The sequence below is a fragment of the Snodgrassella sp. CS2 genome, assembly GCF_050310315.1.
GTDB classification, from domain to species: Bacteria; Pseudomonadota; Gammaproteobacteria; order Burkholderiales; family Neisseriaceae; genus Snodgrassella; species Snodgrassella alvi_E.
Window position 1 is genome coordinate 21,554 of sequence record NZ_JBNPBA010000001.1, and the last position, 25,352, is coordinate 46,905.

A 25,352-nucleotide genomic window follows, 5' to 3' on the forward strand; every position below is an offset into this window, starting at 1 on the left:
AATGACGTTGTCCGGAGTACGCAGGAAAACTTATCAGGTAAAAATTGAACAAGTTGTAATTGGTTCTGACGCACCGGTGAGAGTGCAGTCTATGACCAATACTGATACGGCTGATGCTGAACTGACGGCTAATCAGGTGAAAGCGCTGGCTGATGCTGGTTCTGAGCTGGTTAGAATTACGGTAAATACCCCCCAAGCTGCTGCTAAAGTGGCTGAAATTCGTCAGCGACTGAATGATATGGGCTGTAATGTACCGTTAGTAGGGGATTTTCATTTTAATGGTGATCGCTTACTCAAAGATTATCCAGATTGTGCTCGGGCACTAGCAAAATACCGCATTAACCCGGGAAATGTAGGCAAAGGGGTTAAAGGCGATGAAAAATTTGCCTTTATGATTCACACTGCAGCTGAAAATGATAAGGCGGTTCGTATCGGAGTGAACTGGGGGTCGTTAGATCAGGCTTTGGCCAAACGAATGATGGATGCCAATTTGGCTTTACCTGCTCCTCAGCCTGCTGAAGCTGTAATGAAAGAAGCTTTAATTGTTTCAGCTCTTGATTCAGCACAAAAGGCTGAAAGTCTGGGATTGCCTTCAGACCGAATTATTTTATCTTGTAAAGTATCAAATGTGCAGGATTTGATTGAGGTTTATCATAATCTAGCTGCCCGCTGTCTATATCCATTACATTTGGGTCTTACTGAAGCGGGAATGGGCAGTAAAGGTATCGTTGCTTCCACTGCTGCATTATCCATTCTTTTGCAACAGGGCATTGGTGATACGATTCGAGTTTCATTAACGCCCGAACCTGGAAGTGCTAGGACGCAGGAAGTCGTTGTAGCTCAGGAAATTTTGCAGACTATGGGTATCCGTTCGTTTACACCATTGGTAACAGCTTGCCCAGGTTGTGGAAGAACCACTAGTACTGTTTTTCAGGAGCTGGCACGTGATATTCAGCAATATTTGCGTGAAAAAATGCCGGTGTGGCGTTTGCAATATCCTGGTGTAGAAAACTTAAATGTAGCAGTAATGGGATGTGTTGTGAATGGACCAGGTGAAAGTAAGCTGGCTGATATTGGTATTTCGTTACCCGGTACTGGTGAAACGCCTGTGGCTCCTGTATACATAGACGGTGAACGGAAAACCTCTCTAAAAGGTGAGCATATGGCTGAAGAGTTTCTGGCATTAGTTGAAGAATATATCCATACTAATTATGGCAGTCAGGGTAAAAAAAGGGAGCCAGCTAAAGTTATTCCGATTGCCGCTTTACAATGAACAGACCTTCAAGCTGTGACAGGCTGTATTGTTTCATAGGGATAAAAATAAAATATTATGGGTAAGAAAATCCAGGCCGTTAAAGGCATGAATGATTTGTTACCAGTGGTGCAGAAAGATTTCAAGCTAACAGCAGCACTCTGGCAGGCATTTGAAGATGTAGTGGCATTATGGACACGCAGTTTTGGCTATAGCCAGATTCGGACGCCGATGGTGGAACAAACCGGTTTATTTGTGCGTTCTATCGGTGAAGAGACTGATGTAGTTGGCAAGGAAATGTACACTTTTGCCGATTCAAACGATAAATTAAGTTTGAGCCTGAGGCCTGAAGGTACAGCCTCCTGTTTACGCGCCGTAGTAGAGCACAATTTACTTTATAATAACCCGCAAAAGTTATGGTATATGGGGCCGATGTTTAGACGTGAACGGCCGCAGAAAGGGCGTTATCGTCAGTTTCATCAGGTTGGAGTTGAGGCACTTGGATTTGACGGACCTGATGTGGATGCTGAGCTAATCGCTATGAGTGCCAATTTGTGGGAACGTCTGGGCATTCGAGAACATCTGACTTTAGAACTCAATACTTTGGGTAATCAGCAGGAGCGGGCGGCGCATCGCACTGCTTTAATTGCATATCTGCAACAGCATGAAGCTATTCTAGATGAAGATAGCCGGCGGCGAATGCATACTAATCCCCTACGGGTACTGGATACTAAAAATCCTGACTTACAGGCAATGGCCAATGCCGCCCCACGCTTGACTGATTACTTGGGCGATGAGTCATTGGCACATTATAATACTCTGAAAAGTATGTTAGATGGTCTGGGTATCCATTATGTTGAAAACCCACGTCTGGTGAGGGGGTTGGATTACTATAATCTGACAGTGTTTGAATGGACAACGGATAAGCTCGGATCACAGGCTACGGTGTGTGGTGGTGGCCGATATAATGGCCTTATTGAAGAGCTAGGAGGTAAACCGGCACCGGCAATTGGTTTTGCACTGGGAATTGAGCGTTTATTATTACTTGTGCAGGAATTCGGAAAATTGAAGGTTAATGCTGCTCCTGATATATATGTTATGCATCAGGGTGAAGGTAGTAGTTTGACAGCAATGCAGAAAGCAACAATATTACGCGCGGCTGGATTGAGTGTTTACCTGCATTGTGGTGATCAAAGTTTAAAAGCGCAGCTGAAAAAAGCCGATGCCAGTGGTGCAGCTTTTGCTGTAATTGTGGCGCAGGAAGAAATGTTAAACAATACGCTGACAGTTAAAAATCTGCGTACTCATGAACAACAGACTGTTGCTGCAAATGCAGTTTTACAGTTAATCCAACAATGGAAGAATGCATAATGGTTGTACATATTCAGGATGAACAGGAAGTTGCGAATTTTAAGTACTTTTGGCAGCGTTGGGGACGATGGATTTTTGCAGTTTTGCTTTTGCTTGCACTGGTCTATCTGGGGTATGTGCTTTATCAGGGGCATATTCGCAATAATAATGAAAAAGCAGCTGCTGTATTTGAAACTTTTGTGACTCAGGCCAATGCAAATAATATGGCTGAAAGTAAAAAAGCTCTGATGCAGCTACAGGAAAAATATCCAGATACCATGAATGCAACTCAGGCCACACTGATGATGGCCGGATCTGCTTTTGATGAACATAAATATGATGAAGCAATCCGTCATTTGCAATGGGTGAAGGACAGACAGAAAGATGACTTATTGCAGACAATCGTAGCTCAGAGGCTGGCTACCGTTTATTTGCAGCAGGGTAAATATAACGAAGCATTACAGGCTCTGGATGTAAAAGTAGTGGCTCAGTTTAAGCCTATTCTTTTGGAAACTAAGGGCGATGTGCTGCAGGCACAAAAGAAAAATACCGAAGCTATGGCAGCTTATCAGCAGGCATTGAATCTTCTGGACAAGGATTCAGTACAGCGTGACGTGCTTCAAATGAAAATCAGCAGTCTGAGCTAATTGATATATTTCAACCTGAGATTACGAGCAAGTAATCATGCCTTAATCTCAGGATTGTAGTTTTTTAAAAAGCTTGCCTATGGCAGGCTGTTGCTGTTTTACAGCGAAGTAAAATTATTAGAAAGAATTTATATGAAACCAACAATCGTTTTGGTTGGTCGACCGAATGTAGGCAAATCAACTCTGTTTAATCGCCTGACCCGAACCAAAGATGCGCTGGTTGCTGATTTACCGGGTCTGACTCGAGATCGTCACTATGGCCATGGACGGGTGGGGAGCAAACCTTATCTGGTGGTAGATACTGGCGGTTTTGAACCAGTTGTAGATAGTGGCATTCTCTATGAAATGGCACGGCATACTTTACAGGCTATTGATGAAGCAGATGCAGTTATTTTTTTGGTGGACGGGCGGACGGGTTTAACGCCGCAAGATCAAATTATCGCCAATCGCCTACGTCAAAGTACCCGTCCGGTGTATCTGGCAGTGAATAAAGGTGAGGGTGGTAATCGGCCGGTTTTAGCGGCTGAATTTTATGAGCTCAGTCTTGGTGAACCTGTAGTCATTTCTGGTGCACATGGTGATGGTGTTTATGAGTTGATTGAAACTGTGCTGGAATCGTTTCCTGAAGAGCAAGAAGAAACTGAAAGCAAGCATCCGGTTTTTGCAGTCATCGGTCGTCCTAATGTAGGCAAATCAACGCTAGTAAATGCCATTCTCGGCGAAGAACGAGTCATTGCTTTTGATATGGCCGGAACAACGCGTGATTCGATACATATTGATTTTGAACGGGGTGATAAGCCGTTTACGATTATTGATACAGCAGGGGTGCGCCGGCGTGGAAAAGTAGATGATGCAATTGAAAAATTTTCTGTAATCAAGGCGATGCAAGCTATTGATGAAGCAAATGTAGCTGTGTTGGTATTGGATGCACAGCAGGATATAGCTGATCAGGATGCTACTATTGCAGGTTTTGCTCTTGAAGCCGGACGCGCTCTGGTGGTGGCTGTCAATAAATGGGACGGACTGAGCGAAGAACGCAAACAGCAAGTAAAACGTGATATTGCCCGTAAACTATATTTTCTGGATTTTGCAAAATTTCATTTTATTTCTGCATTAAAAGAGAAGGGCATAGACGGGCTGTTTAGCTCAATTCAAGAAGCATATGATGCAGCAATGATTAAGTTGCCCACACCAAAAATTACTCGTGTATTACAAAGTGCGCTTGAGCGGCAGCAGCCACCACGTGCCGGACTAATTCGTCCTAAATTGCGCTATGCCCATCAGGGGGGCATGAATCCGCCAGTCATAGTGATTCATGGGAATGCTTTGCAACATATTAGTGATGCTTATACCAGATATCTGACACAAACGTTTCGCAAAGCCTTTCATTTACAGGGTACACCTTTACGTATTCAATATAATGTTAACCACAATCCATATGAAGAAAAAGACAGCAAGCCTGCACAGCCATTGCGTCGAGTTAAAATGAGTAACCGGATTGCCAAACGTGAGCAGATTAAACAATCGAAAAAGCAGGTAAAACGTAAAAATAAAGTCAGTACAAAGAAAACAAATGCCCATTAATGTGGTAGCATTGACTACGCTTTTCTAATCGCTGTACGCGGGTGCAGCTTAGCGACAACATAATCAAAAAAACGGAGTATCCAAATGAGCGCCAAAGGACAAATGTTACAAGATCCTTTCTTGAATGCACTGCGAAAAGAGTATGTACCGGTTTCCATTTATTTGGTCAACGGTATTAAACTGCAAGGTCAGGTAGAGTCATTTGACCAGTATGTTGTGTTATTGCGTAATACCTCTGTAACACAAATGGTATATAAGCATGCGATTTCTACCATTGTTCCTGCACGGGCTGTAAGCCTGCAGCATGAACCAAAATCATCATCTCCAGAATAATCATTTATTCTGTTTGATAAAAACCGTGGGTTAGCCACGGTTTTTTTGTTAGTGAGTCATTGACTTGGAAAAAAGATTAATGACTACAACTCCTACCAGTATCAGACCTATACCGATAATTGCCGGCATATCCAGCTTCTGACCAAATTTTATCCATGCAATTAGTGATACGCAAACAATGCCAACTCCAGACCACACAGCATAAGCGATACCTACCGGCATGGTTTTCAGTGTCTGCGCCAGACAATAAAAGGAAATGATATAGCCTATAATGGAGCAGAAACTTGGTATGAGTCTGGTAAATCCATTACTTACTTTGAGCATACTGGTTGCAAAAATTTCTGCTAGTATGGCGATGGATAGGAAAATCCATTGATTCATGTTTATCCTTTAATAAGCTTTGTTTCTGTTTGCAAGGATGGCAGAAAATGGCCAGAAAAGCTACATATGAGTCATTTGAAAGAAGTGTAAATTGCATCTTTTATCGTTATTTTTAGATGCCAGACATTTATAAATGGTATTTGAGATAAATAAAAAAGTAAGTCTACTAGCCTGCTGGTTCAAACCCTAGCGAAATATTAATGAAACAGCGGATTTACTTGATGAATCCGCTGTTTCATTACTTTAAGCTAATTTAGATTGGTTGCTATGATTGATTTCTTACCGCACTGAATCTTGTGATTTAAGCTTTTTCTTCAGTGCCATAGTATTTAGTGCCGATTTTAATGCTTTCTCGGCCATGTTCGCGACGCCATGCATTGCTGTCACGCAAAGAATAAGCGCAGCCGCAATATTCCTGCTGATAAAACTGCTCACGTTTGCTGATTTCTATCATACGCTGACTGCCACCGCCTTTGCGCCAGTTGTAATCCCAATATGTGAGACCAGGATATTTTTCTGCCGCACGTTTGCCGCAATCATTGATCTGCTGCATATTTTTCCAGCGAGAAATGCCTAGAGAGCTGGTGATGACCGGAAAACCGTTTTCATGAGCATATAAAGCTGTACGTTCGAAACGCATATCAAAACACATGGTACACCGAATACCACGCTCTGGTTCAAACTCCATACCTTTGGCGCGGGCAAACCAGTTGTCCATATCATAATCGGCGTCGATAAACGGAATATTGAATTTTTCTGCAAAGGCTTTGTTTTCATCTTTGCGAATTTCATATTCTTTTTTCGGATGAATATTCGGATTATAAAAATAGATGGTGTAATCAATGCCTGCGGCCAGCATGGCTTCCATTACTTCACCGGAGCAAGGTGCGCAGCATGAATGCAACAATACTTTGCTGGCACCCTTGGGCGGAATTAGTTTAGGGCGTTGTACATCTGTAACGATTACTTGTGGGTTCATTGATATGGTTTCCTGCTATTTTAATTTTCTTCTGATGAGATTTTAACAAAGCTGCCTTTGCAACGACATAGTGCAAAAGCAAAAAAGCGTTCAGATTTCTGAACGCTTATCTGGATATTATATTTTACAATACTGCTAATGCTTCTTCATAGTTTGGTTCGGTAGTGATTTCAGCTACCAGTTGGCTGTGTAAAACCTGATTGTTTTCATTTAAAACAATTACAGCACGGGCACACAGCCCAGCTAAAGGGCCTGTGCTCAGTTTTACACCATATTCTTCTCGAAACTCGGGATGGCGGAATGTAGATAAGGTAATTACCTGATCTAGTCCTTCAGCACCACAGAAGCGAGCTTGTGCAAAAGGTAAATCGGCTGAAATACATAAAACAACTGTATTGCTCAATTTAGCCGCATCAGCATTGAAATGGCGTACTGAAGCCGCACAAACGCCAGTATCTACACTTGGAAATATATTTAGTACTTTGCGTTTGCCGGCAAAGCTAGCCAATGAAACTTCATTTAAATTCGCATCGGTAAGGGTGAATTCAGGGGCTGGAGCGCCTTTTTGGGGGAAAAGGCCATTTACTTCAACAGGTGAACCTTTTAGGGTAACAGTACTCATAACTATATCCTTTGATGTTTAATCTCGTTAATGACGTGTAGGCTTATTGTGGGCGAAGGATGGATAACTGTCAAAGTATATCTATGCTGATTACACTAAAGTTAATTTTACGCATAAATAGAGAAAATTCATTTCTAAATGAATCTATTTTTATTAGGTCTGAAAATAGCAGAGGATAGAAGATTGGCTACGACATTAAATATCAGACATCATAGTTATCATACAGGCAAAGCAACAATTAAATTTAATATTTCAAAAAAGCCTGCTCGTTTAACCTTATCCTCTATTGCTAAATTCAGTTTGAATGCAAATTAACTACTTGATGATTATTGGAATTAATCGTCAGTGGGCAAGCGCACAAAATGCTGTAAGTCATAAACAATATTATCTTGTTTACTCGTATGATTACTGCTTTCTGCTAATTGCCATTCACGGGGGCTAATTTCTGGAAAAAATGTATCTCCGGCAACATCTAAATGAATTCTGGTGATGCGTAGATCAGTGGCTAAGGGCATCGCTTGAGCATAGATTTGTGCGCCGCCCATAATAATGACTTCATCAGTGTCTGCTAATTGGAAAAGAGCCTCTTCGATATTCCGGCAGGATGTAGCACCGCAAAATTCTTGCTCCGGATTTCGACTGATTACGTAATTTGGCCGTCCCGGTAAGGGTTTTTTGGGCAGCGAATCCCATGTTTTGCGCCCCATTATCACTGGTTTGCCCATGGTGTAATGTTTAAAAAATTGAAAATCTTCGGGTACATACCATGGAATCTGATTTTTTTTGCCAATACAATTATTATCAGAAAGCGCTGCAATTAAGGTGATTTTACGGAATTTGTTCATACGGCTACTGGGGCTTTGATATGAGCATCCGGATGATAATCCGTTAGAGTGAAATCTTCAAACTGAAATGCAAATAGGTCTTTTACATCTGGGTTTAAATGCATTTGGGGCAGCTTTTTCGGTGTACGGGATAATTGCAATTTTGCCTGCTCGAAGTGATTGCTGTATAAATGAGCATCACCTAAGGTATGAACAAATTCACCTAATTGTAAATCACACACTTGGGCAATCATCATGGTCAACAGGGCATAGCTTGCTATATTAAACGGTACACCAAGAAATATATCGGCACTGCGCTGATAAAGCTGGCAGGACAGTTTGCCGTTTGCCACATAAAACTGAAACAAAGCATGGCAAGGAGGTAAGGCCATTTCATCTACCAATGCCGGATTCCATGCAGAAACAATCAGGCGCCGACTGTCTGGATTGTTTTTAATCTGCTGCAGCAAATTGCTGATTTGGTCGATATGGCGGCCATCCGGTGCTGGCCAGCTGCGCCATTGGTAGCCGTAAACCGGTCCTAGATTGCCATCGGCATCCGCCCATTCATCCCAAATGGTAACATTGTGCTCATGCAGATAGTGGATATTGGTATCGCCGCGTAAAAACCACAGCAATTCATAAATAATGGAACGCAAATGCAGTTTTTTAGTGGTGAGCACAGGAAAGCCATCGGCGAGATTAAAGCGCATTTGATAACCGAAAACAGAACGAGTACCGGTACCGGTACGGTCTGATTTGTCCACGCCATGATCAAGTACGTGTTGCATTAAGTCTAGATACTGTTGCATACAGATTATCCAATACAAAATAGGGTAATTGTAGCTTAAATTGATGCAGGCTGGCTGACGCTGCTATTTTTCACTGCCTGCCATGCAGCAGCAATTAAACTGGCATTGTTATTTTTTAACAAAGAAGCATCGGATAGCATACGCCGCCACTGGCGTGCTCCTTGCAGACCATGCATCAGCCCTAGGTAGTGACGTGCCATATGGCGCAAAGAATTATCGGGTTTTGCCAACTGCTGCTGTGTATATTCAATCAATTGCTCGACTAAGGCTTCATATTCCACTGCAGGAAGTGTACTGCCATAAAATTCAGCATCCCAACTACGCATCAGCATCGGATTATGATAAGCCTCACGCCCGACCATCACGCCATCGACATATTGTAGATGCTGGCTAATTTGCTCATTGCTGGTCACGCCACCGTTGAGAATGATTTGTAAATCAGGGAATTCCTGTTTAAGGCGATAAACATAGTCATAGCGTAGTGGTGGAATATCACGGTTATCTTTTGGTGATAGACCCTCGAGCCATGCATTACGCGCATGTACAATAAAAATGCGGCAGGCGGTACGTTCACGCAATGTGCCAACAAAATCAGCTAATGGCTCATAAGCAGTTTCTTTGTCCAAACCGATGCGATGCTTAATGGTAACCGGAATATCTACGGCTTCCTGTATAGCATTCAGACAGTGGGCTACCAGCGCAACCTCACGCATTAAGCAAGCACCAAAAGCACCATGCTGTACGCGCGGGCTAGGACAACCACAGTTTAAGTTGATTTCGTTGTAACCATAGCTGGCAGCAATTTTTGCTGCCTGCGCCAATACATCGGGTTCGCTGCCCCCAAGCTGCAAAGCAACGGGCTGCTCTTGCGGATGATATGCCAGTAATTTATCTCGATTGCCATGAATAATGGCATTAGCGTTAATCATTTCCGTATACAGCCATGTATTTTGGCTAATTAGTCTGGCCATATAGCGGTAGTGCCGGTCTGTCCAGTCTAACATTGGCGCCACAGACAAGGTTCTTGGCGGCAGAGGTTGATTAACCTGCTGATTTGTATTGGCCGTTGCAGTACCATTGATAGCGCTTAAACGTTTGTATTCCTGCATTGTTTGCACTTCTAAAAACCGTTGATTCAAGGCCGTACCACTGTGTGAGTACAGTGAAGCACCTAGTTAAATTCTACATAAATGCAGATTATACATGGGTTAAATATATTGCATGGTAGGCTAAATGCAAAAATACACTTTTGCTATCATTATTCAGTATAAAAATTAACGCAAAGGCATTTCGGATTTAATCAATCTGATTTCTTTTCCATTGTGTTTTTTCTTGAAATGATTATCTAGCCATAATTTATGCTGCATTTTACATTGCGGACCCAGATAAATTTTGTCTATATAATCTTCAACTTCTTTATATTCAATGTACAAATTATTAGCGGCTTGATAATCTGTTGGTTCAACAATATTTTTATCTGCGATGTGAGTAATATAAATCATGCGGCATTCGTCCTCATCTTCGAAAGCAGCGTGTTTTATCAGGCAGGATATAGGTAAGACAGCTAAGCTAAGTAATTGTTGCAAATTGGGTATTTTTTGTAACTCACGGTTTTTTAAAAGTTTACTCATTAGAACATTTATTTTTTTTAAATGTATGCGAATATCTTGTATTTTTTTCTGTTCGTTTAATGTATCTATATAATTTTTCCACTCGCTTTCAATATTCTGAGTTTCTTTTTCGTTACTCATTTCCAGATAGAAAGATTGTTTGTTACGCTTAGCCAAAGAAACATATTCAGTTTTAGGGTCAAAGTACAGGCAACGATATATAGGTAAAGGATAAAGATTTGTATTTGGTTTATCTTCGGTTTTATTAAGACTTAAAATTTGGTTTTCATTTTCAGAAGTTGAAGTAGAAAATTGTTTTGTTATATTAAAATTTTCCATATTTATACTTCGTTCAGCATTCTGGCCGAAAAAATTGTGATTAAAAGCTATGCTAACACCTGAACCAAATATATTGTCCTCATTTCCATATAATCGAAATTGATTTAAAGAGTTATGATTAAAGGAAAAGCTAGCTAAGAATGTTTTAATTTCATTATCTGGATTAGTTGTAATATTCAGCCATTGTGTTAATACCTGATTCTCACTGGGATCATTCATGAAATCGACGATATTCAATCTGAATTTACTTGGATTTTTGCCTTTAAGTAAATTGAATAAAACACCCGGTCTAGTGTAATGCGCTACACGCCGTTCAGGATTTTTGGTTACTATTTCTTCGTTAGATGATAAATTTTTTTCGAATGAAACCATTAATAAATCTTTTATTTCTTTAACTAATTGACAAATTTTCTCAATACTATTAATTATTATTTTTTTCCATTTAATATTACCAATATTATTCGATTTTAAATCAATTAATCCTAATATTAATTGAGCAGATATAAAATTACACGCTGATAAATTGCGATATTTGATTTGCTTATAAAACTTAAGGGATTCTTCGGGTAGTTGTTTTTTAAACAAGTAAATATTACCTAACTCAAACTGTGCAAGATAATAATATTCTGAGTCATGCTCATGACTGATATTTGAAAAAAATTTTATAGCCTCATTGTCATCATTTTTTTTCTTTTTATAGATAAGAGCTAAATTATATTGAGCAACCGCATAAAATTTAGGGTCATCCTCTCTGGTTATATTAGAGTAAAAAAGTTCAACCTTATCATAATCCTGTTTTATCTTTTCATAGATAAGAGCTAATTTGTATTGAGCAACCGCATAAGTTTTAGGGTCATCCTCTCTGGTTATATTAGAGTAAAAGAGTTCAGCCTTATTATAATCCTGTTTTTTTTCTTGATAAATAATAGCTAAATTAAATTGAGCTTTAGCATAAATATAAGGGTCATCCTCTCTGGTTATACTAGAGAAAAAAAGTTCAGCCTTATCATAATCCTGTTTTTTCTTTTTATAGATAATAGCTAAATTAAATTGAGCTTTAGCATAAATATAAGGGTCATCCTCTCTGGTTATACTAGAGAAAAAGAGTTCAGCCTTATCATAATCCTGTTTTTTCTCTTGATAAATAATAGCTGAATTAAATTGAGCAATCGCATAAATTTTAGGTTCATCCTCTTTGGTTATATTAGAGAAAAAGAGTTCAGCCTTATCATAATCCTGTTTTTTCTCTTGATAAATAATAGCTAAATTAAATTGAGCAATCGCATAAATTTTAGGTTCATCCTCTTTGGTTATATTAGAGTAAAATCGAATGGCTTGTTCATAATCATGTTTTATCTCATCATAAATACAACCTAAATAAAATTGAGCAATAGCATAGACTTCAGGCGGATCTTCTTCGGCGACATTAGAGTAAAATCGAATAGATCTTTCATAATCCTGTTTTATTTCATAATAAATACAACCTAAATTCAATTGAGCTCTAGCATAAAATTTAGTTGCGTCTTCTCTGAAAATATTTAAGTAATGCTCTTCAGCCTTATCATAATCATGTTTTTTATCTTGATAAATAAGACCTAATTCAAACTGAGCTTTTGCATATTCTTCTTTTCCATCATCACGGCTTATTTTGCTTAATTCTTCAATTTGTTTGTTAACTTTGTCATCTGCCATTTTGATCTCTACTTTCTAAATTTTTTAAAACATTCAGAATAGCTTTTAGCTGACTTTGCTATGTAATTTGTATTGTTAGATAACCAATTTAAGTCATTGTGTTTATAATAATTTTAACAAAATACAATAAAAAAAAACAAAGTTAAAATTTGCATGGCAATTCTTGAATTGGATTAATTATTTTAATGAGTTTCTGAAACGGATTTTTAAATTCGGCTGTTACTGTATTTATTGTTTGTATTTAAGTTAACTATTTCTAGGTTTTACTAGTTTTTTTGTGATGTTTGTAATTAGCTGCAAATTCTGACTATAGCTATTGCGGGCTTTTGGTTGTCTCTCTAAGATAAATTACTGAAGGATAATTGTTTTATATAAAAAATTTTAAGCAATGATTAAACAGAACGGAGATGGTTATGAATATGAACGATAATGGATTTGTAGATAAAGCCAAAGGTGAAGTAAAAGAAAATGTGGGTAAGGTAGTTGGAGATACTAAGACTCAGTCTGAAGGTATTGTTGATAAAGCCGTTGGCAGTGTAAAAGATGCTGTGCATGATGCAGCTAATGCTATCGATAATGCTGTGGATTCTATTAAGAAAAAATTTCAGGATTAATTCTGAATCATGTTTTTCAGGCCGCTTTTTAGCGGCCTTTTGTTTTTCACTTAAATATATATTAATTTGATTTATATATTGAATAAGATTTAATTCAATGGCTATGATATTTAATTGTTTTCTTGTAAATAAAATAGTAATCTGGTTTTAGGATGATAATAAAATTTTTGCTTAGTTAGAAGATGCTAGTCTGTGCACTGGAAGGATAAAGGAGAGTTGCTTGGTGGATCTTAAAGTATTGCGTTATTTTCTGGCATTGACTAGAGAAGAAAGTATAACAGCCGCAGCTGATTACCTGCATCTTACTCAGCCTACGCTGTCGCGCCAGCTTATTGAGCTGGAAGAAGAATTAGGATGTACTTTGTTTATACGTGGCCGCCGACGAATTACGCTGACGGAAGAAGGCATACACTTGCGTCAACGTGCTGAGCAGATACTGGAGCTGGTACACAAAACGGAGTCTGAGTTTCATCATTTAGATAAAAGTCTGCACGGAGATATTTATATTGGCTGTGGTGAAACGGATGCGTTAAGACCGGTTGTAGGGGTAATCAAGATGATGCAGAAAGATTATCCTCGTATTCGCTTTCATATTTTCAGTGGTAATGCCAATGATGTAACTGAGCGGTTAGATAAAGGGTTACTTGATTTTGGTGTATTAATTGATCCAGCGCGTGTGGATAAATATGATTCGATCTGTTTGCCGCAGAAAGACAGATGGGGTGTGCTGATGCGTAAAAATAATGCATTAGCTGAACGCGATTTTATTCAACCGCAAGATTTATGGGGACTGCCTCTAATTATGTCGCGCCAAAAGTATATGAGTAACAGTATAGCTAGTTGGATAAAAAAAGATTATGACCAGCTTAATGTGGTTGCAACTTATAACTTGATTTTTAATGCGGCGCTGTTGGTTGAGCAGAATGTGGGCTATGCTTTGTGTTTGGATAAATTGATTAATACTAGTGGAGACAGTGTTTTCTGTTTTCGGCCGCTGCATCCGCTATTGGAAGTGGATGTCAACATAGTTTGGAAAAGATTTCAATTGTTTTCAAAAGTTTCTATGCTGTTTTTACAGCGTTTGAAGGAAGTTTTTTCTATTTAAGCTCTGTTATATGGCTTTTATTGTCAGTCTTTGCCTACATCTGTAGTTTAAATAAAAGATGCAGGCAAAATAAATATATTCAAACTATTTTGTATTAGCTGTTTTTACTTTGCCTGATTAAAGGTTGGTTTTGAAAAATGAGGTTAGTTTGGCGAAGGGGATAAGGTTAACACGGTCGTATAAATCTACATGGCCGGCATTTTTTACGTAATACAGCTCTTTGGGTTCGGCTGCGCGGCGGTATGCATCTTCGCTGAATTCTTTAGAATGGGCTTTATCTCCTGTAATGAACAATAATGGACGTGGTGAGATGGTTTCTATGTCATTAAAGGGGTAAAAATTCATGAATTTGGGGTTGCTGCTTAGGGTGGGGTGGGTAGTTAAATCTGGTTGTGAACCGGATGGTGTAAACTCACCACGAGCAGTACGGTAAAAATCATAAAATTCATGAGCTATTGGGCTGTCAGAAGCAGTGATTTTTCCTTTATTAATGGTGCCTCCGGTATACTCGATTTTTCCGCCAGTAAATTCAATGTAGCGTTGTTCTGCAGCTTGCTGGATGATTTGTTTTCGTTTTTGCAGGGTAAGTGTATGGTGCAAACCGTTGCGGGTTGCTGCACCCATGTCGTACATGCTGACAGTGGCAATGGCTTTGAGGCGAGGATCAATTTTAGCGGCGCTGATGGCAAAGCTACCGCTGCCACATATGCCGATGACGCCTATTTTATTGCGATCTACAAATGGCTGAGTGCCTAAGAAATCTACTGCGGCACTGAAATCTTCGCTGTACATATCAGGTAATACGGCATTGCGAGGATGTCCATCACTTTCACCCCAGAATGATAAATCGATAGAAAGCGTAATAAAGCCTTGTTCGGCCATTTTAGTGGCATATAAATTAGCACTTTGTTCTTTGACTGCACCCATTGGGTGACCGACAATTATTGCGGGGTATTTTTGATTGGTAATAATACTTTTGGGAATAAACAGATTTCCGGCAACTTTCATTTGGTACTGATTAAGAAAATTTACTGGTTGCCTTGTTACAAGATTACTTTGATAGAAATTATCTGTCTGATTGTACATATCAGCTCCATTAGATAGTGAAGATAATATTGAGAAAAATATTAGATTCAGTAAAGGTAGAAAATTTTTTCTAAAATATAAATAAACGTTTCTCATGAGTGTATATCTTTGCAGGTGAATAGAATTAGGGTAGTTGTTTTGTGGTGGTATGCGTTAATAATGTCAAACTGGTCTGAATAAGAAACAATGCCACGATGAATATCGATGCCGATATCAAAAATATGCCATTGATACCATGATGGTCATAAATACTTCCACCGATTGCGGCGGCTAAACCGATGGCAAACTGAATAGCTGCAACTGAGAGGCCGCCCATCATTTCGGATTTATTGGCCAGTGTGATGGCTATCCAGGTGGACCAGCCAACAGGTAGAAAACCAAACATAAATCCCCAAGCAACGACTAATGCTGAATCGGTTGCCGGATTATTGCTGCTGGTAAATAAACTGATGGCCAGGATAAAAAATATTATGTGGCTGATTATCATGGCCGATTTAAAATAGTTATGCATTATCCAGCCTGCAATCATTGTCCCAATAAAGTTTCCTATAGCAAATAGTAGTAATAACATTGATAAGGTATTGGCAGGCAGAGAAAGAGTATGCTGTAGAAAAGGTCTTAGATATGTAAAGAAAATGTGATATCCACCATAACTAAATATGGTGGCTAGCATGCCGGTGGTTACCCATGGCTGTTTCAGCAGCAATATCATATTTTTAAAGTTGCTATCAGTTTGGGGAGCTAACTGTGGCAATGAGAAGAACTGCCAAATAAATGCAATCGCAGCTAAAAGTGCTGAATACAGAAAAATACTTCTCCAACCGATTAGATTGCCCAGATAACTGGCCAATGGCAGGGAAATGATGGTTGCTACAGATACACCGGCATAAACGACGCTAAGAGCACGTGAAACATTCTGTTTAGGAACCAGCTGCATGGTTACAGCGGAAGATAGAGACCAGAAACTGCCAACACATAGTCCTAGTATGCTACGTCCAATTAATAATAGGATGTAGTTTGGTGCAAAGGCAATCAATATATTGGCTATGATTAGCATTAGAGAAAGCATTAGTAATACTTTGCGTCTATTTATATTTCCGGTAATGCTAGATAGAAACAAACTGGACAATACGGCAAAAATACCTGCTGCGGTGACGGTTTGTCCGGCCATGCCTTCAGTAATATGTAGGGATTTTGCTATAGGGGTGAGTAGGCTTATGGGAATGAATTCTGCACTTATAAGACTGGTGACGCCTAGAAATAGAGAAAATACGGCAGACCATTGGGCTTTTAATGGTGATAAATTGATTGGTGACTGCATTATTTTAATTCTCCTTTTCGTTGCTAATTGTTGTAGATAGGTATGTATTTCATTTGCATAATTAATATCTATAGCAGTTTTAAACTTATTGGTATAACTTTGTTTTAAAAATTTTTTTTATCAATCATTGGTTTTTTATGATTTGAGAAAGTATAGGTATCTTAAATTTATATGTAAAATACTTATACTTTATGGTGATTCATGCTTTTTAGGCATAGATAATGGTATTTTTGAATGGAGTGAGCTTAACTGTGTTTGGTAAGTGATTTATATAGAAAAGCTAGCTACAGTAGTGAAATCTATAAAATAATATTTTATTCTGTAGTTTGTGTATGTAGATTAGTTTTTTATTATAGGTTTTGTTTTATTCCAGTTTACTATTTTAATTAAAAATAAAAGCCTTGTAGAACAAGGCTTTTGAGTTAAATTAATTGTAATTTGTGATTATTCCCATTCGATAGTAGCAGGTGGTTTACCGCTCACATCATAAACTACGCGGTTGATGCCGCGCACTTCGTTGATGATGCGATTGGATACGCGACCCAGTAAATCGTAGGGCAAATGTGCCCAGTGGGCGGTCATAAAATCGCTGGTAATCACAGCTCGTAGTGCAACTACGTATTCATAGGTGCGGCCATCGCCCATGACGCCTACGGATTTTACTGGCAGGAATACGGCAAAGGCTTGGCTGGTTTTGTCGTACCATGATACGCCGTCTTCATCACAGGTGTTGCGTAATTCTTCGATGAAGATATGGTCGGCACGGCGCAGTAAATCGGCATATTCACGTTTTACTTCTCCCAATATTCGCACGCCTAAGCCAGGACCAGGGAAGGGATGACGGTATACCATGTCGCGTGGTAAACCTAAAGCTACGCCCAATTCACGTACTTCGTCTTTGAAAAGGTCTCGCAGTGGCTCGAGTAGTTGCAGGTTGAGGGTTTCAGGTAGTCCACCCACGTTGTGATGGCTTTTAATGGCATGTGCTTTTTTTGTTTTGGCTCCGGCACTTTCAATTACATCTGGATAAATCGTGCCTTGAGCCAGCCATTTGGCATTCTGACGTTTGCCGGCTTCGCGCTGGAAGACTTCGACAAATTCGGCACCGATGATTTTACGTTTGCGTTCTGGGTCGGTTTCACCTGATAATTTGGATAGAAAATCGGCAGAAGCGTCTACGTGAATAACGTTTACGCCAAGATTTTTTCCAAACATATCCATGACCATCTGAGCTTCTTTATAGCGCAGTAAGCCATGATCTACAAATACGCAGGTTAGCTGGTCTCCGATGGCGCGGTGAATCAGTGCTGCGGCTACAGATGAATCAACCCCACCAGAAAGCCCCAGAATGACTTCATCGGTACTTACTTGTTCACGAATCTTGCTGACTGCTTCTTCAATGTAGTTTGGCATTGTCCAGCTTGGTTTGGCCTGACAAATATCCAGTACAAAGCGATTGATTAATTCACGCCCTTGTTTGGTGTGGGTTACTTCTGGGTGAAACTGTACGCCGTAAAAGTGTTTTTGCGGGTTTTCAATAATGGCATAGGGGCAGCTCGGGGTGTGGCCAATGCTTTTAAAGCCTACCGGCAGTTTGCTGACTTTGTCACCATGGCTCATCCACACATCCAGTGTGTTGGGCTGGTTGTCAAAAATGCCATTGGTGAATTGGCTGTCTTCTGTGTGCACCTGAGCATAGCCGAATTCGCGCTGGTCGCCACCGCTCACTTCTCCGCCCATGGTATGCGCCAGCCATTGCATGCCGTAGCAAATGCCGAGAATGGGAATGCCGAGATTCAGAATTTCCGGATTGGCCTGATAGTCTGATTCGTAGACTGAATTGGGGCCACCGGACAGGATAATGCCTTTAGGGGCAAATGCCTTGATATCGGCAATGGGCATATCAAATGAATGTAATTCACAATAAACATGAGCTTCACGTACGCGCCGGGCGATGAGCTGGGTTACTTGTGAACCAAAATCGAGAATTAAGATTTTATCCTGATTCATGCTAGGCTCTTGACGGGTGTTTGGGTATAAAGCGCGTTATTTTAACACTTTTCGGTTTTTATTTCTGCTTCTGCCTGACATGGGGAGGAGGCATGTTTTGAAAATATGCAATATTTCCTGATAAGATTGATTAATATGTTTATTTTAATGCTGATGCGTTTCAGGTAAGGATGTTTTGCTGTTTGAATCTAATTTTGCTGTTTTTTCAATTGTTCTCGTCTGTCTTTTGCAAGTACCTTCAGTACATTGATGAATCGTCTCTGGTAGTCGTATTTCTCGCTGGTACCTAATAATATTTTTCCGAATTCCATATAAAAATGTACGTTATCTTTAACTAGCGTATTAGGAAAAAATGTCATGCAGAATTCGATAGAGATGATTGAGTTATCGCTGTTTTTAAGTGTTCTGATGTATTCAACTGATTTAAGGTAGCTGATATCTAATTTTAGTTTTTCTATGTAAACTGCCTTAGTGGTGAAGCGAACTTGTTTAATGTTGTGCCGTTTGTTTTTATATCGTCTGAAGAGAAAAAAGGTACATATGAGTGCTGATGTAAAAAACAATAAACTGCCCGTTTCATTGTGTCTGGTTAATACATCCAGCCCGCACACCAGTGATATAAATGCACATACGGAGCAGGCAAACAGATAAATTCTGGCATAAGCTTTGGAATTGCAGCGCCATTCCTTCATTACTTTTAAAATTGCTTGCTGATCATTCATGCTTGTACCTGAAGTTGTTTATGCGGTGAAAGGTATTGTTAATCGATAAAAAAAATCCAGAATTTTTTTCCAATGATGTTTATTATATCAGTGACACGTGCACGTTTTTTAGTTTTAAGCTGGTTATGAAAAGAGCGTTGCCAATATGTACTGCTGTTTCAAGAGAAGAGGTATGTGAAGCTTTCAACGTTATTTTAACTCGTGAGATTATTCAGAAGTGCTCAGCGTTGGTGGTTGCCTACGTTGTTTTATTTGATTTCCTGAGGACTGCTTTTTATTACCTGAAAAAAGCTGATAGATGGCCACAGTTGATATTCTGATAAAGGAAATTATTTATGTGTGGATTGATGTATTAGCTTTATTTTACCAATAACATTTTCATAATTTCTCGCTTCATCGCTTAAAATATATATTAAATAGATTGGATTGAGGTATTTTGATTTTCCAATATATTTTTTATTTTAACATGGGTTAACAGTATCTTATGAGAAAGATATTTTATAAATTAGGTTATGTTAGACCGCTGGGAATTATTACGAAATTCAAATCAATTAAAAGAAATTTATTTTGGCTTTTTTATGCGGAAATTTATGAAAAAGGGAAATTGTGTTGATTCAATTTCCCTTGTAAAGATTTTATTTTATACATAAATCAGCGAGCCTGTTTCATGAGCCGCTGTTTTTCGCGGTTCCAGTCTTTTTCTTTGCTACTCTGGCGTTTGTCGTGCTGTTTTTTACCTTTGGCTAAACCCATATCGATTTTGACATAGCCATGGCTGTAATGCATGTTTACGGGAACAAGGGTATAGCCGCTGCGTTCTACTTTACCAATCAATTTGTTGATTTCTGATTGTTTAAGCAGTAGTTTACGCTGCCGTACTGGATCAGGTTTAACGTGATTGGACGCTGTGGGTAATGCGGTGATGTGGCTGCCGACCAGATAGAATGCACCTTTTTTCCATTGAATATAGCTTTCTTTGATTTGCACGCGGCCGGCACGGATGGCTTTGACTTCCCAGCCTTCGAGGACGATACCGGCTTCAATTTGCTCTTCGATAAAGTAATCGTGAAAGGCTTTTTTGTTATTGATTATGCTCATGATGATTTCTGCTATGCTGTGTTTTCGTGGGTATTTTAGCAGAAAGTGATGCTTTTGAAGACTGACTGACGCTGGGGCAGTGTGAATGTGGCATTAAAAAACCGATTGAATCAATCGGTTTTTTATTTGTATCAGTTTTCTATTTCTTGCCTATGGGTTTCAGGCAGTAATAGTACGGCAATGATGCTGAGTAGGCAGGCGGCTATGAGAAACCAGCCAATGTAGACGCTACCTTGTAAACCGTATTCTTTGACAAGTGATGCGGCGAGAAAAGGAGTGAGTGACCCACCCAGTATGCCGCCGAAACTAAAGGAGATGGCCGCTCCGGTATAACGTACGTTGGTTGGAAAAATTTCTGGCAGAAACGCGGCCAGAGGTGTCCATAATATTCCCATGATAAAGAGGGAAAAAGACAAGAATACAGCTGCTACTATGGTGCTGTTGTTGTTGATTAAATCGCCATAGAAGAGGCCGATTATGATGGTGATGATGCCTCCTATCAAAAATACAGGACGACGGCCGATTCTGTCTGACAGCCATGCAGAGATGGGTGACCCTATGGCCATGAATACGATTGCTCCCATGAGGATGGATAGGTATTCGATTTTGTTAAATAAAGACGTACTTTGCCATGGGTGTGTGGTGGTGGCGTATTGTAGTGAAAATACGGTGGTCAGGAAGAATAGGGTGAAGCACGACATGGCAGCCAGAGAACCAAGAATGAGCTGTTTGTAATGTTTGCGAACGGTATCATTCAGCGGCACTTTGACGTGATTTTGTTTGGCAACCATGTTGCGGAATGCTTGGCTTTCAATAATAGACATGCGGACATACATGCCGAGACCAACCAATACGATGCTTAGTAGAAATGGAATGCGCCAGCCCCATGCCATCATTTGATCGTTGGTTAGATGCTTGGACAGTAGTATGAATATCAGGCTGGCTGTAATAAAGCCGATAGGAGGCCCTATTTGCGGGAACATGGCAAATAAGGCGCGTTTGCCTTTAGGTGCATTTTCTGTAGCCAATAAGGCGGCACCGCCCCATTCACCGCCAAGTCCGATGCCCTGACAGAAGCGCAGGACGCATAAGCATAATGGGGCGATAAAGCCAGCTTGCTGGTATGTGGGGAGAATACCAATTAGGGTGGTACTGATACCCATGATAAGTAGGGATGCGATAAGGGTGGTTTTACGTCCGACTTTGTCGCCAAAATGGCCAAATAATGCGGCACCAATCGGGCGGGCAATAAAGGCGATGCCGAAAGTCAGAAAGGACGCCATAGTTGTGAGGGCTTTGTCTTGAATTGGAAAAAACAGGTCACCCAGTACCAAGGCGGCGGCCAGACCGTAGATATAGAAGTCGTAAAACTCAACGGCGGTGCCTACAAGGCTGGCGATAGCGACTTTGGTAGGCGAGTTTTGTGTTTTTGCGGTTGCAGTAGCTGACTGCGATGCGGGGGTATTGGTCATATTTATTTTTGGTTGAAAGGGTTAAAAAAAGCTTGTATATGGAAAATGCATACACAAGCTTTTGCTTTAAATCAAGCAGACTGCTGCGGCTGATTAGTTTTTGTCCTGATCAACCAGTTTGTTTTTGGCAATCCATGGCATCATGCTGCGTAATTGGGTACCAATAATTTCAATCGGGTGCTCGGCATTTTGGCGGCGGCGGGCTGTCATGGAAGGATAGTTGGTAGCACCTTCGACGATGAATGATTTAGCATAGTCGCCATTCTGAATGCGTTTTAATGCTTCACGCATGGCTTGGCGGGAGTGCTGATTAACTACTTGTGGGCCGGTAAAGTATTCGCCGTATTCTGCGTTGTTGGAAATGGAATAATTCATATTGGCAATTCCGCCTTCGTAGATAAGGTCTACAATCAGTTTCATTTCATGCAGACATTCGAAGTAGGCCATTTCTGGAGCGTAGCCGGCTTCTACCAGCGTTTCAAAACCGGTTTTGATTAATTCAACCAAACCGCCGCACAATACGGCTTGTTCGCCAAAGAGGTCGGTTTCGGTTTCTTCTTTGAATGTGGTTTGAATTACGCCGCCTTTGGTGCCGCCGTTGGCAGCAGCATAAGACAATGCAATGTCACGGGCACGGCCAGTGGCATCCTGATGTACGGCAATCAAGCTAGGTACGCCGCCGCCTTTGAGGAATTCGCTGCGTACGGTATGGCCTGGGCCTTTAGGAGCAATCATCACCACATCCAAATTTTTAGCTGGAATGATTTGGTTGTAATGAATGTTGAAACCGTGGGCAAAGGCTACGGTAGCGTTGTCTTTGAGGTTGGGGGCAATTTCGTTGATGTATACGGCAGGCTGAAATTCATCAGGGGTAAGTATCATGACTACATCAGCGGCTTTAGTAGCTTCGGCTACTTCGCGTACATCATGGCCGGCATTAACTGCTTTGTGCCAAGAGTTGCCGTTTTTGCGTAAGCCGACGATTACATTAACGCCTGAATCTTTTAGGTTGGCTGCGTGTGCATGTCCTTGTGAGCCATAGCCGATAATGGCTACGCTTTTGCCTTTGATTAATGAAAGATCGGCGTCTTTATCGTAATAAACTTGCATTGTTATTCCTTTTGTTAAAACTTTGTGTCTTGGTTATGTTCATGTTTCGGCCTGATGCGGCCGAAGGTGTTTGGGTTTGTGCTTAAATGCGTAGCATGCGTTCACCGCGGCCAATGCCGGCAGCTCCGGTACGGACGGTTTCTAGAATCAGTGTTTTGCCTACAGTGTCTAGAAAGGCATCGAGCTTGTTGCTGGTACCGGTGATTTCTACAGTATAGGTTTTGTCGGTCACGTCGATGATGTGGCCGCGGAAAATATCAGCTAGGCGCAGGATTTCATCGCGGTCTTTGCCGGTGGCACGTAGTTTGACCAGCATGAGTTCACGTTCGACATACTGGCTGTCGTTTAAATCGATTACTTTGATAACCTCAATCAGTTTGTTGAGCTGTTTGGTTATTTGCTCCATGACATTGTCGCTGCCACTGGTAACGATGGTCATGCGTGATAAGGTTCTATCTTCTGTGGGGGAAACAGATAAGGAATCGATGTTGTAGGCACGGGCTGAAAATAGGCCGACTATACGGCTCATCGCACCAGATTGATTTTCCATCAGAATAGATAAGATGTGTCTCATGATGCGCTCCGGCTATTCTGCTCGCGCTCGTTGGCAGCTGTAGCTTTGATTTTATCCATATGTGGTGGCAGCACCATCTCATCCAGACCTTTGCCGTTACCCACCATTGGGTAGACATTTTGGGTGCGGTCGGTAATGAAGTCCATAAATACTAGACGGTCTTTCAGAGCAATAGCTTCTTTCAGTGCACCTTCTATATCCGCAGGTTTTTCAACCCGAATTCCGACGTGTCCGTACGCTTCCGCCAGTTTGACAAAATCTGGCAGTGAATCCATGTAGGTTTCGGAGTAACGGTTTTCGTAGTAGAGCTCCTGCCACTGGCGCACCATGCCGAGAAAGCCATTGTTGAGGTTGATGACCTTAATGGGCAGACGGTATTGGTAGCAGGTGGAAAGTTCTTGAATATTCATTTGTATGGAACCTTCACCAGTAATGCAGAATACATCTTCTTCCGGCCGCGCCAGTTTGGCACCCATGGCATAAGGCAGTCCTACACCCATGGTACCTAGTCCGCCTGAATTGAGCCATTGACGGGGACGTTGAAACGGATAGTACTGTGCAGTAAACATCTGATGCTGGCCAACGTCGGAGGTGATGAGGGCGTTGTTACCTGTGATTTTGGCTAGTGTCTGGATGACTTGTTGTGGTTTGATGTATTCATCTGCGTTTTCAAACCACAGGCTGTTGTGACTGCGCCAGTTTTCAATGGATTTCCACCATTTTTCCAGAGCGTTATTGCTGAATGCCAGATTTTGTTTTTGCCACAGGGCAAGCAAATCTGCTAATACGTTTTTAACATCGCCAACAATCGGTACATCTACTTTTACGCGTTTGGCGATACTGGAGGGGTCGATATCGATGTGGATAATTTTTTTGCCATCATCGGTGAATTTGTCCGGTACGGAGATAACGCGGTCGTCAAAGCGTGCCCCAACGGCTAGTACAACATCGGCGTTTTGTAATGCTAAATTGCCTTCATAGCTGCCATGCATACCTACCATACCGAGAAACTGGCGGTTGGTACTGGGAAATGCACCCAGCCCCATCAAGGTGGCAACACAGGGGGTACCGGTAGACTGAATGAAATCAGTGAGTACGTTGCTGGCATTGCCTAAAACCACGCCGCCGCCGAACAGTACTATTGGGCGTTTGGCTGCGGCCAGTACTTGTGCAGCTTTTTTAATCTGGCCGGTGTGCCCATGGGTTACAGGCTGATAGGAGCGGATGTTGATGTCTTCTTGTGGATAGCTGAATTTGGCCATTGCCTGTGTTACATCTTTGGGGACATCAATCACGACTACGCCTGGGCGGCCTGTGCGGGCAATCTGAAAGGCTTTTTTAATGGTTTCAGCTAATTCGCCAATATGGGTAACTAAAAAGTTATGTTTGACACAGGGGCGGGAGATGCCGATGGTGTCTACTTCCTGAAAAGCATCGGAACCAATGGCAGGTGTGCCTACCTGACCGGAAATGACCACGAGTGGAACAGAGTCGGAATTGGCGGTGGCGATACCGGTGATGGCATTGGTGGCTCCTGGGCCGGAAGTAACCAGTGCGACGCCTATTTTTTCACCGTTGCTGGCACGTGAGTAGGCATCAGCTGCATGTACGGCAGCCTGTTCGTGTCTGACAAGGATATGGCGAAATTTTTTTAATTGAAAGATGGCGTCGTATATTTCGAGAACTGCTCCGCCGGGATATCCGAAAACATATTCTACATTCTCGGCTTTGAGACTCTGCACGAGTATTTGTGCACCTGAAAGTTGCATATCAACCTCTTATGTTCTGGCTGTCCGACTGACACGTAACCAATGC

At 41.0% G+C, this 25,352-nt stretch carries 23 protein-coding genes; 7 read left to right on the forward strand and 16 right to left on the reverse strand.

Translation table 11 applies throughout. The features are described 5' to 3' along the window. Nucleotide 1 precedes the first annotated feature (1 nt). The 5 genes from ispG (at nt 2) to hfq (ending at nt 5,166) form a co-directional block, all read left to right on the forward strand. Nucleotides 2-1,273, forward strand: coding sequence for a flavodoxin-dependent (E)-4-hydroxy-3-methylbut-2-enyl-diphosphate synthase (gene ispG, locus ACQP6D_RS00120; RefSeq protein ID WP_427857134.1), 1,272 nt, complete (start codon nt 2-4; stop codon nt 1,271-1,273). A gap of 57 nt (nt 1,274-1,330) precedes the next feature. Beyond that, nucleotides 1,331-2,623: a histidine--tRNA ligase gene (hisS, locus tag ACQP6D_RS00125; RefSeq protein WP_427857135.1), complete on the forward strand. Its 1,293-nt coding sequence runs from the start codon at nt 1,331-1,333 to the stop codon at nt 2,621-2,623. Then, complete coding sequence (locus tag ACQP6D_RS00130; RefSeq protein WP_427857136.1) at nt 2,623-3,249, forward strand: YfgM family protein; 627 nt, start codon at nt 2,623-2,625, stop codon at nt 3,247-3,249. Before hisS ends, ACQP6D_RS00130 begins: the two co-directional genes overlap by 1 nt. A gap of 132 nt (nt 3,250-3,381) precedes the next feature. After that, nucleotides 3,382-4,833 carry a ribosome biogenesis GTPase Der gene (der, locus tag ACQP6D_RS00135; protein ID WP_100157098.1) on the forward strand — a complete coding sequence of 484 codons (1,452 nt, stop codon included), beginning with the start codon at nt 3,382-3,384 and terminating at the stop codon, nt 4,831-4,833. Between the two features lie 84 nt (nt 4,834-4,917). Next, nucleotides 4,918-5,166 (forward strand): RNA chaperone Hfq, encoded by a 249-nt coding sequence (gene hfq, locus ACQP6D_RS00140; protein ID WP_100140945.1) that lies wholly within the window; start codon nt 4,918-4,920, stop codon nt 5,164-5,166. A gap of 48 nt (nt 5,167-5,214) precedes the next feature. Here the strand turns inward: hfq and ACQP6D_RS00145 are convergent, their stop codons facing one another. The 7 genes from ACQP6D_RS00145 to ACQP6D_RS00175 all read right to left on the reverse strand — a co-directional run bounded on the left by ACQP6D_RS00145 (nt 5,215) and on the right by ACQP6D_RS00175 (nt 12,425). After that, entirely contained in the window at nt 5,215-5,547 is a 333-nt protein-coding gene (locus ACQP6D_RS00145) for an SMR family transporter (RefSeq protein WP_267390441.1), read from the reverse strand. A 301-nt stretch (nt 5,548-5,848) separates the two neighbouring features. Then, nucleotides 5,849-6,526: an epoxyqueuosine reductase QueH gene (locus tag ACQP6D_RS00150; protein WP_100140947.1), complete on the reverse strand. Its 678-nt coding sequence runs from the start codon at nt 6,524-6,526 to the stop codon at nt 5,849-5,851. A gap of 124 nt (nt 6,527-6,650) precedes the next feature. Then, on the reverse strand, nt 6,651-7,148 hold the full coding sequence (gene tpx / locus ACQP6D_RS00155; RefSeq protein ID WP_427857137.1) for a thiol peroxidase: 498 nt from the start codon (nt 7,146-7,148) through the stop codon (nt 6,651-6,653). 335 nt (nt 7,149-7,483) lie between these two features. Then, nucleotides 7,484-7,993, reverse strand: coding sequence for a dihydrofolate reductase (locus ACQP6D_RS00160; RefSeq protein WP_427857138.1), 510 nt, complete (start codon nt 7,991-7,993; stop codon nt 7,484-7,486). Next, nucleotides 7,990-8,784, reverse strand: a complete 795-nt coding sequence (locus ACQP6D_RS00165; protein ID WP_267390437.1) for a thymidylate synthase — start codon at nt 8,782-8,784, stop codon at nt 7,990-7,992. The genes ACQP6D_RS00160 and ACQP6D_RS00165 overlap by 4 nt, the downstream gene beginning before the upstream one ends. Before the next feature lie 35 nt (nt 8,785-8,819). Then, nucleotides 8,820-9,923: a tRNA dihydrouridine(20/20a) synthase DusA gene (gene dusA, locus ACQP6D_RS00170; RefSeq protein ID WP_267390436.1), complete on the reverse strand. Its 1,104-nt coding sequence runs from the start codon at nt 9,921-9,923 to the stop codon at nt 8,820-8,822. 135 nt (nt 9,924-10,058) lie between these two features. Next, nucleotides 10,059-12,425, reverse strand: a complete 2,367-nt coding sequence (locus tag ACQP6D_RS00175) for an SEL1-like repeat protein (RefSeq protein ID WP_267390435.1) — start codon at nt 12,423-12,425, stop codon at nt 10,059-10,061. 413 nt (nt 12,426-12,838) lie between these two features. On the opposite strand from ACQP6D_RS00175, the gene ACQP6D_RS00180 reads away from it, so the two are divergent. Then, on the forward strand, nt 12,839-13,039 hold the full coding sequence (locus tag ACQP6D_RS00180; protein ID WP_218965425.1) for a CsbD family protein: 201 nt from the start codon (nt 12,839-12,841) through the stop codon (nt 13,037-13,039). A 223-nt stretch (nt 13,040-13,262) separates the two neighbouring features. Beyond that, entirely contained in the window at nt 13,263-14,144 is an 882-nt protein-coding gene (locus ACQP6D_RS00185) for a LysR family transcriptional regulator (RefSeq protein ID WP_267390491.1), read from the forward strand. 117 nt (nt 14,145-14,261) lie between these two features. On the opposite strand, the gene ACQP6D_RS00190 is transcribed toward ACQP6D_RS00185, so the two are convergent. The 9 genes from ACQP6D_RS00190 to ilvB form a co-directional block, all read right to left on the reverse strand. Beyond that, the gene (locus ACQP6D_RS00190; protein ID WP_267390434.1) at nt 14,262-15,230 is read right to left on the reverse strand and encodes an alpha/beta hydrolase; all 969 of its coding nucleotides are present in this window, start codon (nt 15,228-15,230) and stop codon (nt 14,262-14,264) included. A gap of 124 nt (nt 15,231-15,354) precedes the next feature. Then, nucleotides 15,355-16,551, reverse strand: a complete 1,197-nt coding sequence (locus ACQP6D_RS00195) for an MFS transporter (RefSeq protein ID WP_427857139.1) — start codon at nt 16,549-16,551, stop codon at nt 15,355-15,357. A 444-nt stretch (nt 16,552-16,995) separates the two neighbouring features. After that, nucleotides 16,996-18,561 (reverse strand): glutamine-hydrolyzing GMP synthase, encoded by a 1,566-nt coding sequence (guaA, locus tag ACQP6D_RS00200; protein WP_267390432.1) that lies wholly within the window; start codon nt 18,559-18,561, stop codon nt 16,996-16,998. 188 nt (nt 18,562-18,749) lie between these two features. Beyond that, on the reverse strand, nt 18,750-19,283 hold the full coding sequence (locus ACQP6D_RS00205; RefSeq protein WP_427857140.1) for a hypothetical protein: 534 nt from the start codon (nt 19,281-19,283) through the stop codon (nt 18,750-18,752). 651 nt (nt 19,284-19,934) lie between these two features. Then, entirely contained in the window at nt 19,935-20,381 is a 447-nt protein-coding gene (smpB, locus tag ACQP6D_RS00210) for an SsrA-binding protein SmpB (RefSeq protein WP_037405662.1), read from the reverse strand. A 131-nt stretch (nt 20,382-20,512) separates the two neighbouring features. After that, a complete protein-coding gene (locus tag ACQP6D_RS00215) occupies nt 20,513-21,853 on the reverse strand; it encodes an MFS transporter (RefSeq protein WP_427857141.1) in 1,341 nt (446 codons plus the stop codon). A gap of 93 nt (nt 21,854-21,946) precedes the next feature. Then, on the reverse strand, nt 21,947-22,963 hold the full coding sequence (gene ilvC, locus ACQP6D_RS00220) for a ketol-acid reductoisomerase (RefSeq protein WP_367488007.1): 1,017 nt from the start codon (nt 22,961-22,963) through the stop codon (nt 21,947-21,949). Between the two features lie 82 nt (nt 22,964-23,045). Beyond that, on the reverse strand, nt 23,046-23,537 hold the full coding sequence (gene ilvN, locus ACQP6D_RS00225; protein ID WP_100140561.1) for an acetolactate synthase small subunit: 492 nt from the start codon (nt 23,535-23,537) through the stop codon (nt 23,046-23,048). Further along, complete coding sequence (gene ilvB / locus ACQP6D_RS00230; protein WP_267390426.1) at nt 23,534-25,306, reverse strand: biosynthetic-type acetolactate synthase large subunit; 1,773 nt, start codon at nt 25,304-25,306, stop codon at nt 23,534-23,536. The genes ilvN and ilvB overlap by 4 nt, the downstream gene beginning before the upstream one ends. Nucleotides 25,307-25,352 lie beyond the last annotated feature (46 nt).

What these genes read in the sequence shown, in the direction of transcription:
- ispG (WP_427857134.1), top strand. Translation starts at nt 2, where the DNA reads ATGACGTTGTCCGGAGTACGCAGGAAAACTTATCAGGTAAAAATTGAA.
- hisS (WP_427857135.1), top strand. Translation starts at nt 1,331, where the DNA reads ATGGGTAAGAAAATCCAGGCCGTTAAAGGCATGAATGATTTGTTACCA.
- ACQP6D_RS00130 (WP_427857136.1), top strand. Translation starts at nt 2,623, where the DNA reads ATGGTTGTACATATTCAGGATGAACAGGAAGTTGCGAATTTTAAGTAC.
- der (WP_100157098.1), top strand. Translation starts at nt 3,382, where the DNA reads ATGAAACCAACAATCGTTTTGGTTGGTCGACCGAATGTAGGCAAATCA.
- hfq (WP_100140945.1), top strand. Translation starts at nt 4,918, where the DNA reads ATGAGCGCCAAAGGACAAATGTTACAAGATCCTTTCTTGAATGCACTG.
- ACQP6D_RS00145 (WP_267390441.1), bottom strand. Translation starts at nt 5,547, where the DNA reads ATGAATCAATGGATTTTCCTATCCATCGCCATACTAGCAGAAATTTTT.
- ACQP6D_RS00150 (WP_100140947.1), bottom strand. Translation starts at nt 6,526, where the DNA reads ATGAACCCACAAGTAATCGTTACAGATGTACAACGCCCTAAACTAATT.
- tpx (WP_427857137.1), bottom strand. Translation starts at nt 7,148, where the DNA reads ATGAGTACTGTTACCCTAAAAGGTTCACCTGTTGAAGTAAATGGCCTT.
- ACQP6D_RS00160 (WP_427857138.1), bottom strand. Translation starts at nt 7,993, where the DNA reads ATGAACAAATTCCGTAAAATCACCTTAATTGCAGCGCTTTCTGATAAT.
- ACQP6D_RS00165 (WP_267390437.1), bottom strand. Translation starts at nt 8,784, where the DNA reads ATGCAACAGTATCTAGACTTAATGCAACACGTACTTGATCATGGCGTG.
- ACQP6D_RS00175 (WP_267390435.1), bottom strand. Translation starts at nt 12,425, where the DNA reads ATGGCAGATGACAAAGTTAACAAACAAATTGAAGAATTAAGCAAAATA.
- ACQP6D_RS00180 (WP_218965425.1), top strand. Translation starts at nt 12,839, where the DNA reads ATGAATATGAACGATAATGGATTTGTAGATAAAGCCAAAGGTGAAGTA.
- ACQP6D_RS00190 (WP_267390434.1), bottom strand. Translation starts at nt 15,230, where the DNA reads ATGTACAATCAGACAGATAATTTCTATCAAAGTAATCTTGTAACAAGG.
- ACQP6D_RS00195 (WP_427857139.1), bottom strand. Translation starts at nt 16,551, where the DNA reads ATGCAGTCACCAATCAATTTATCACCATTAAAAGCCCAATGGTCTGCC.
- guaA (WP_267390432.1), bottom strand. Translation starts at nt 18,561, where the DNA reads ATGAATCAGGATAAAATCTTAATTCTCGATTTTGGTTCACAAGTAACC.
- ACQP6D_RS00205 (WP_427857140.1), bottom strand. Translation starts at nt 19,283, where the DNA reads ATGAATGATCAGCAAGCAATTTTAAAAGTAATGAAGGAATGGCGCTGC.
- smpB (WP_037405662.1), bottom strand. Translation starts at nt 20,381, where the DNA reads ATGAGCATAATCAATAACAAAAAAGCCTTTCACGATTACTTTATCGAA.
- ACQP6D_RS00215 (WP_427857141.1), bottom strand. Translation starts at nt 21,853, where the DNA reads ATGACCAATACCCCCGCATCGCAGTCAGCTACTGCAACCGCAAAAACA.
- ilvC (WP_367488007.1), bottom strand. Translation starts at nt 22,963, where the DNA reads ATGCAAGTTTATTACGATAAAGACGCCGATCTTTCATTAATCAAAGGC.
- ilvN (WP_100140561.1), bottom strand. Translation starts at nt 23,537, where the DNA reads ATGAGACACATCTTATCTATTCTGATGGAAAATCAATCTGGTGCGATG.
- ilvB (WP_267390426.1), bottom strand. Translation starts at nt 25,306, where the DNA reads ATGCAACTTTCAGGTGCACAAATACTCGTGCAGAGTCTCAAAGCCGAG.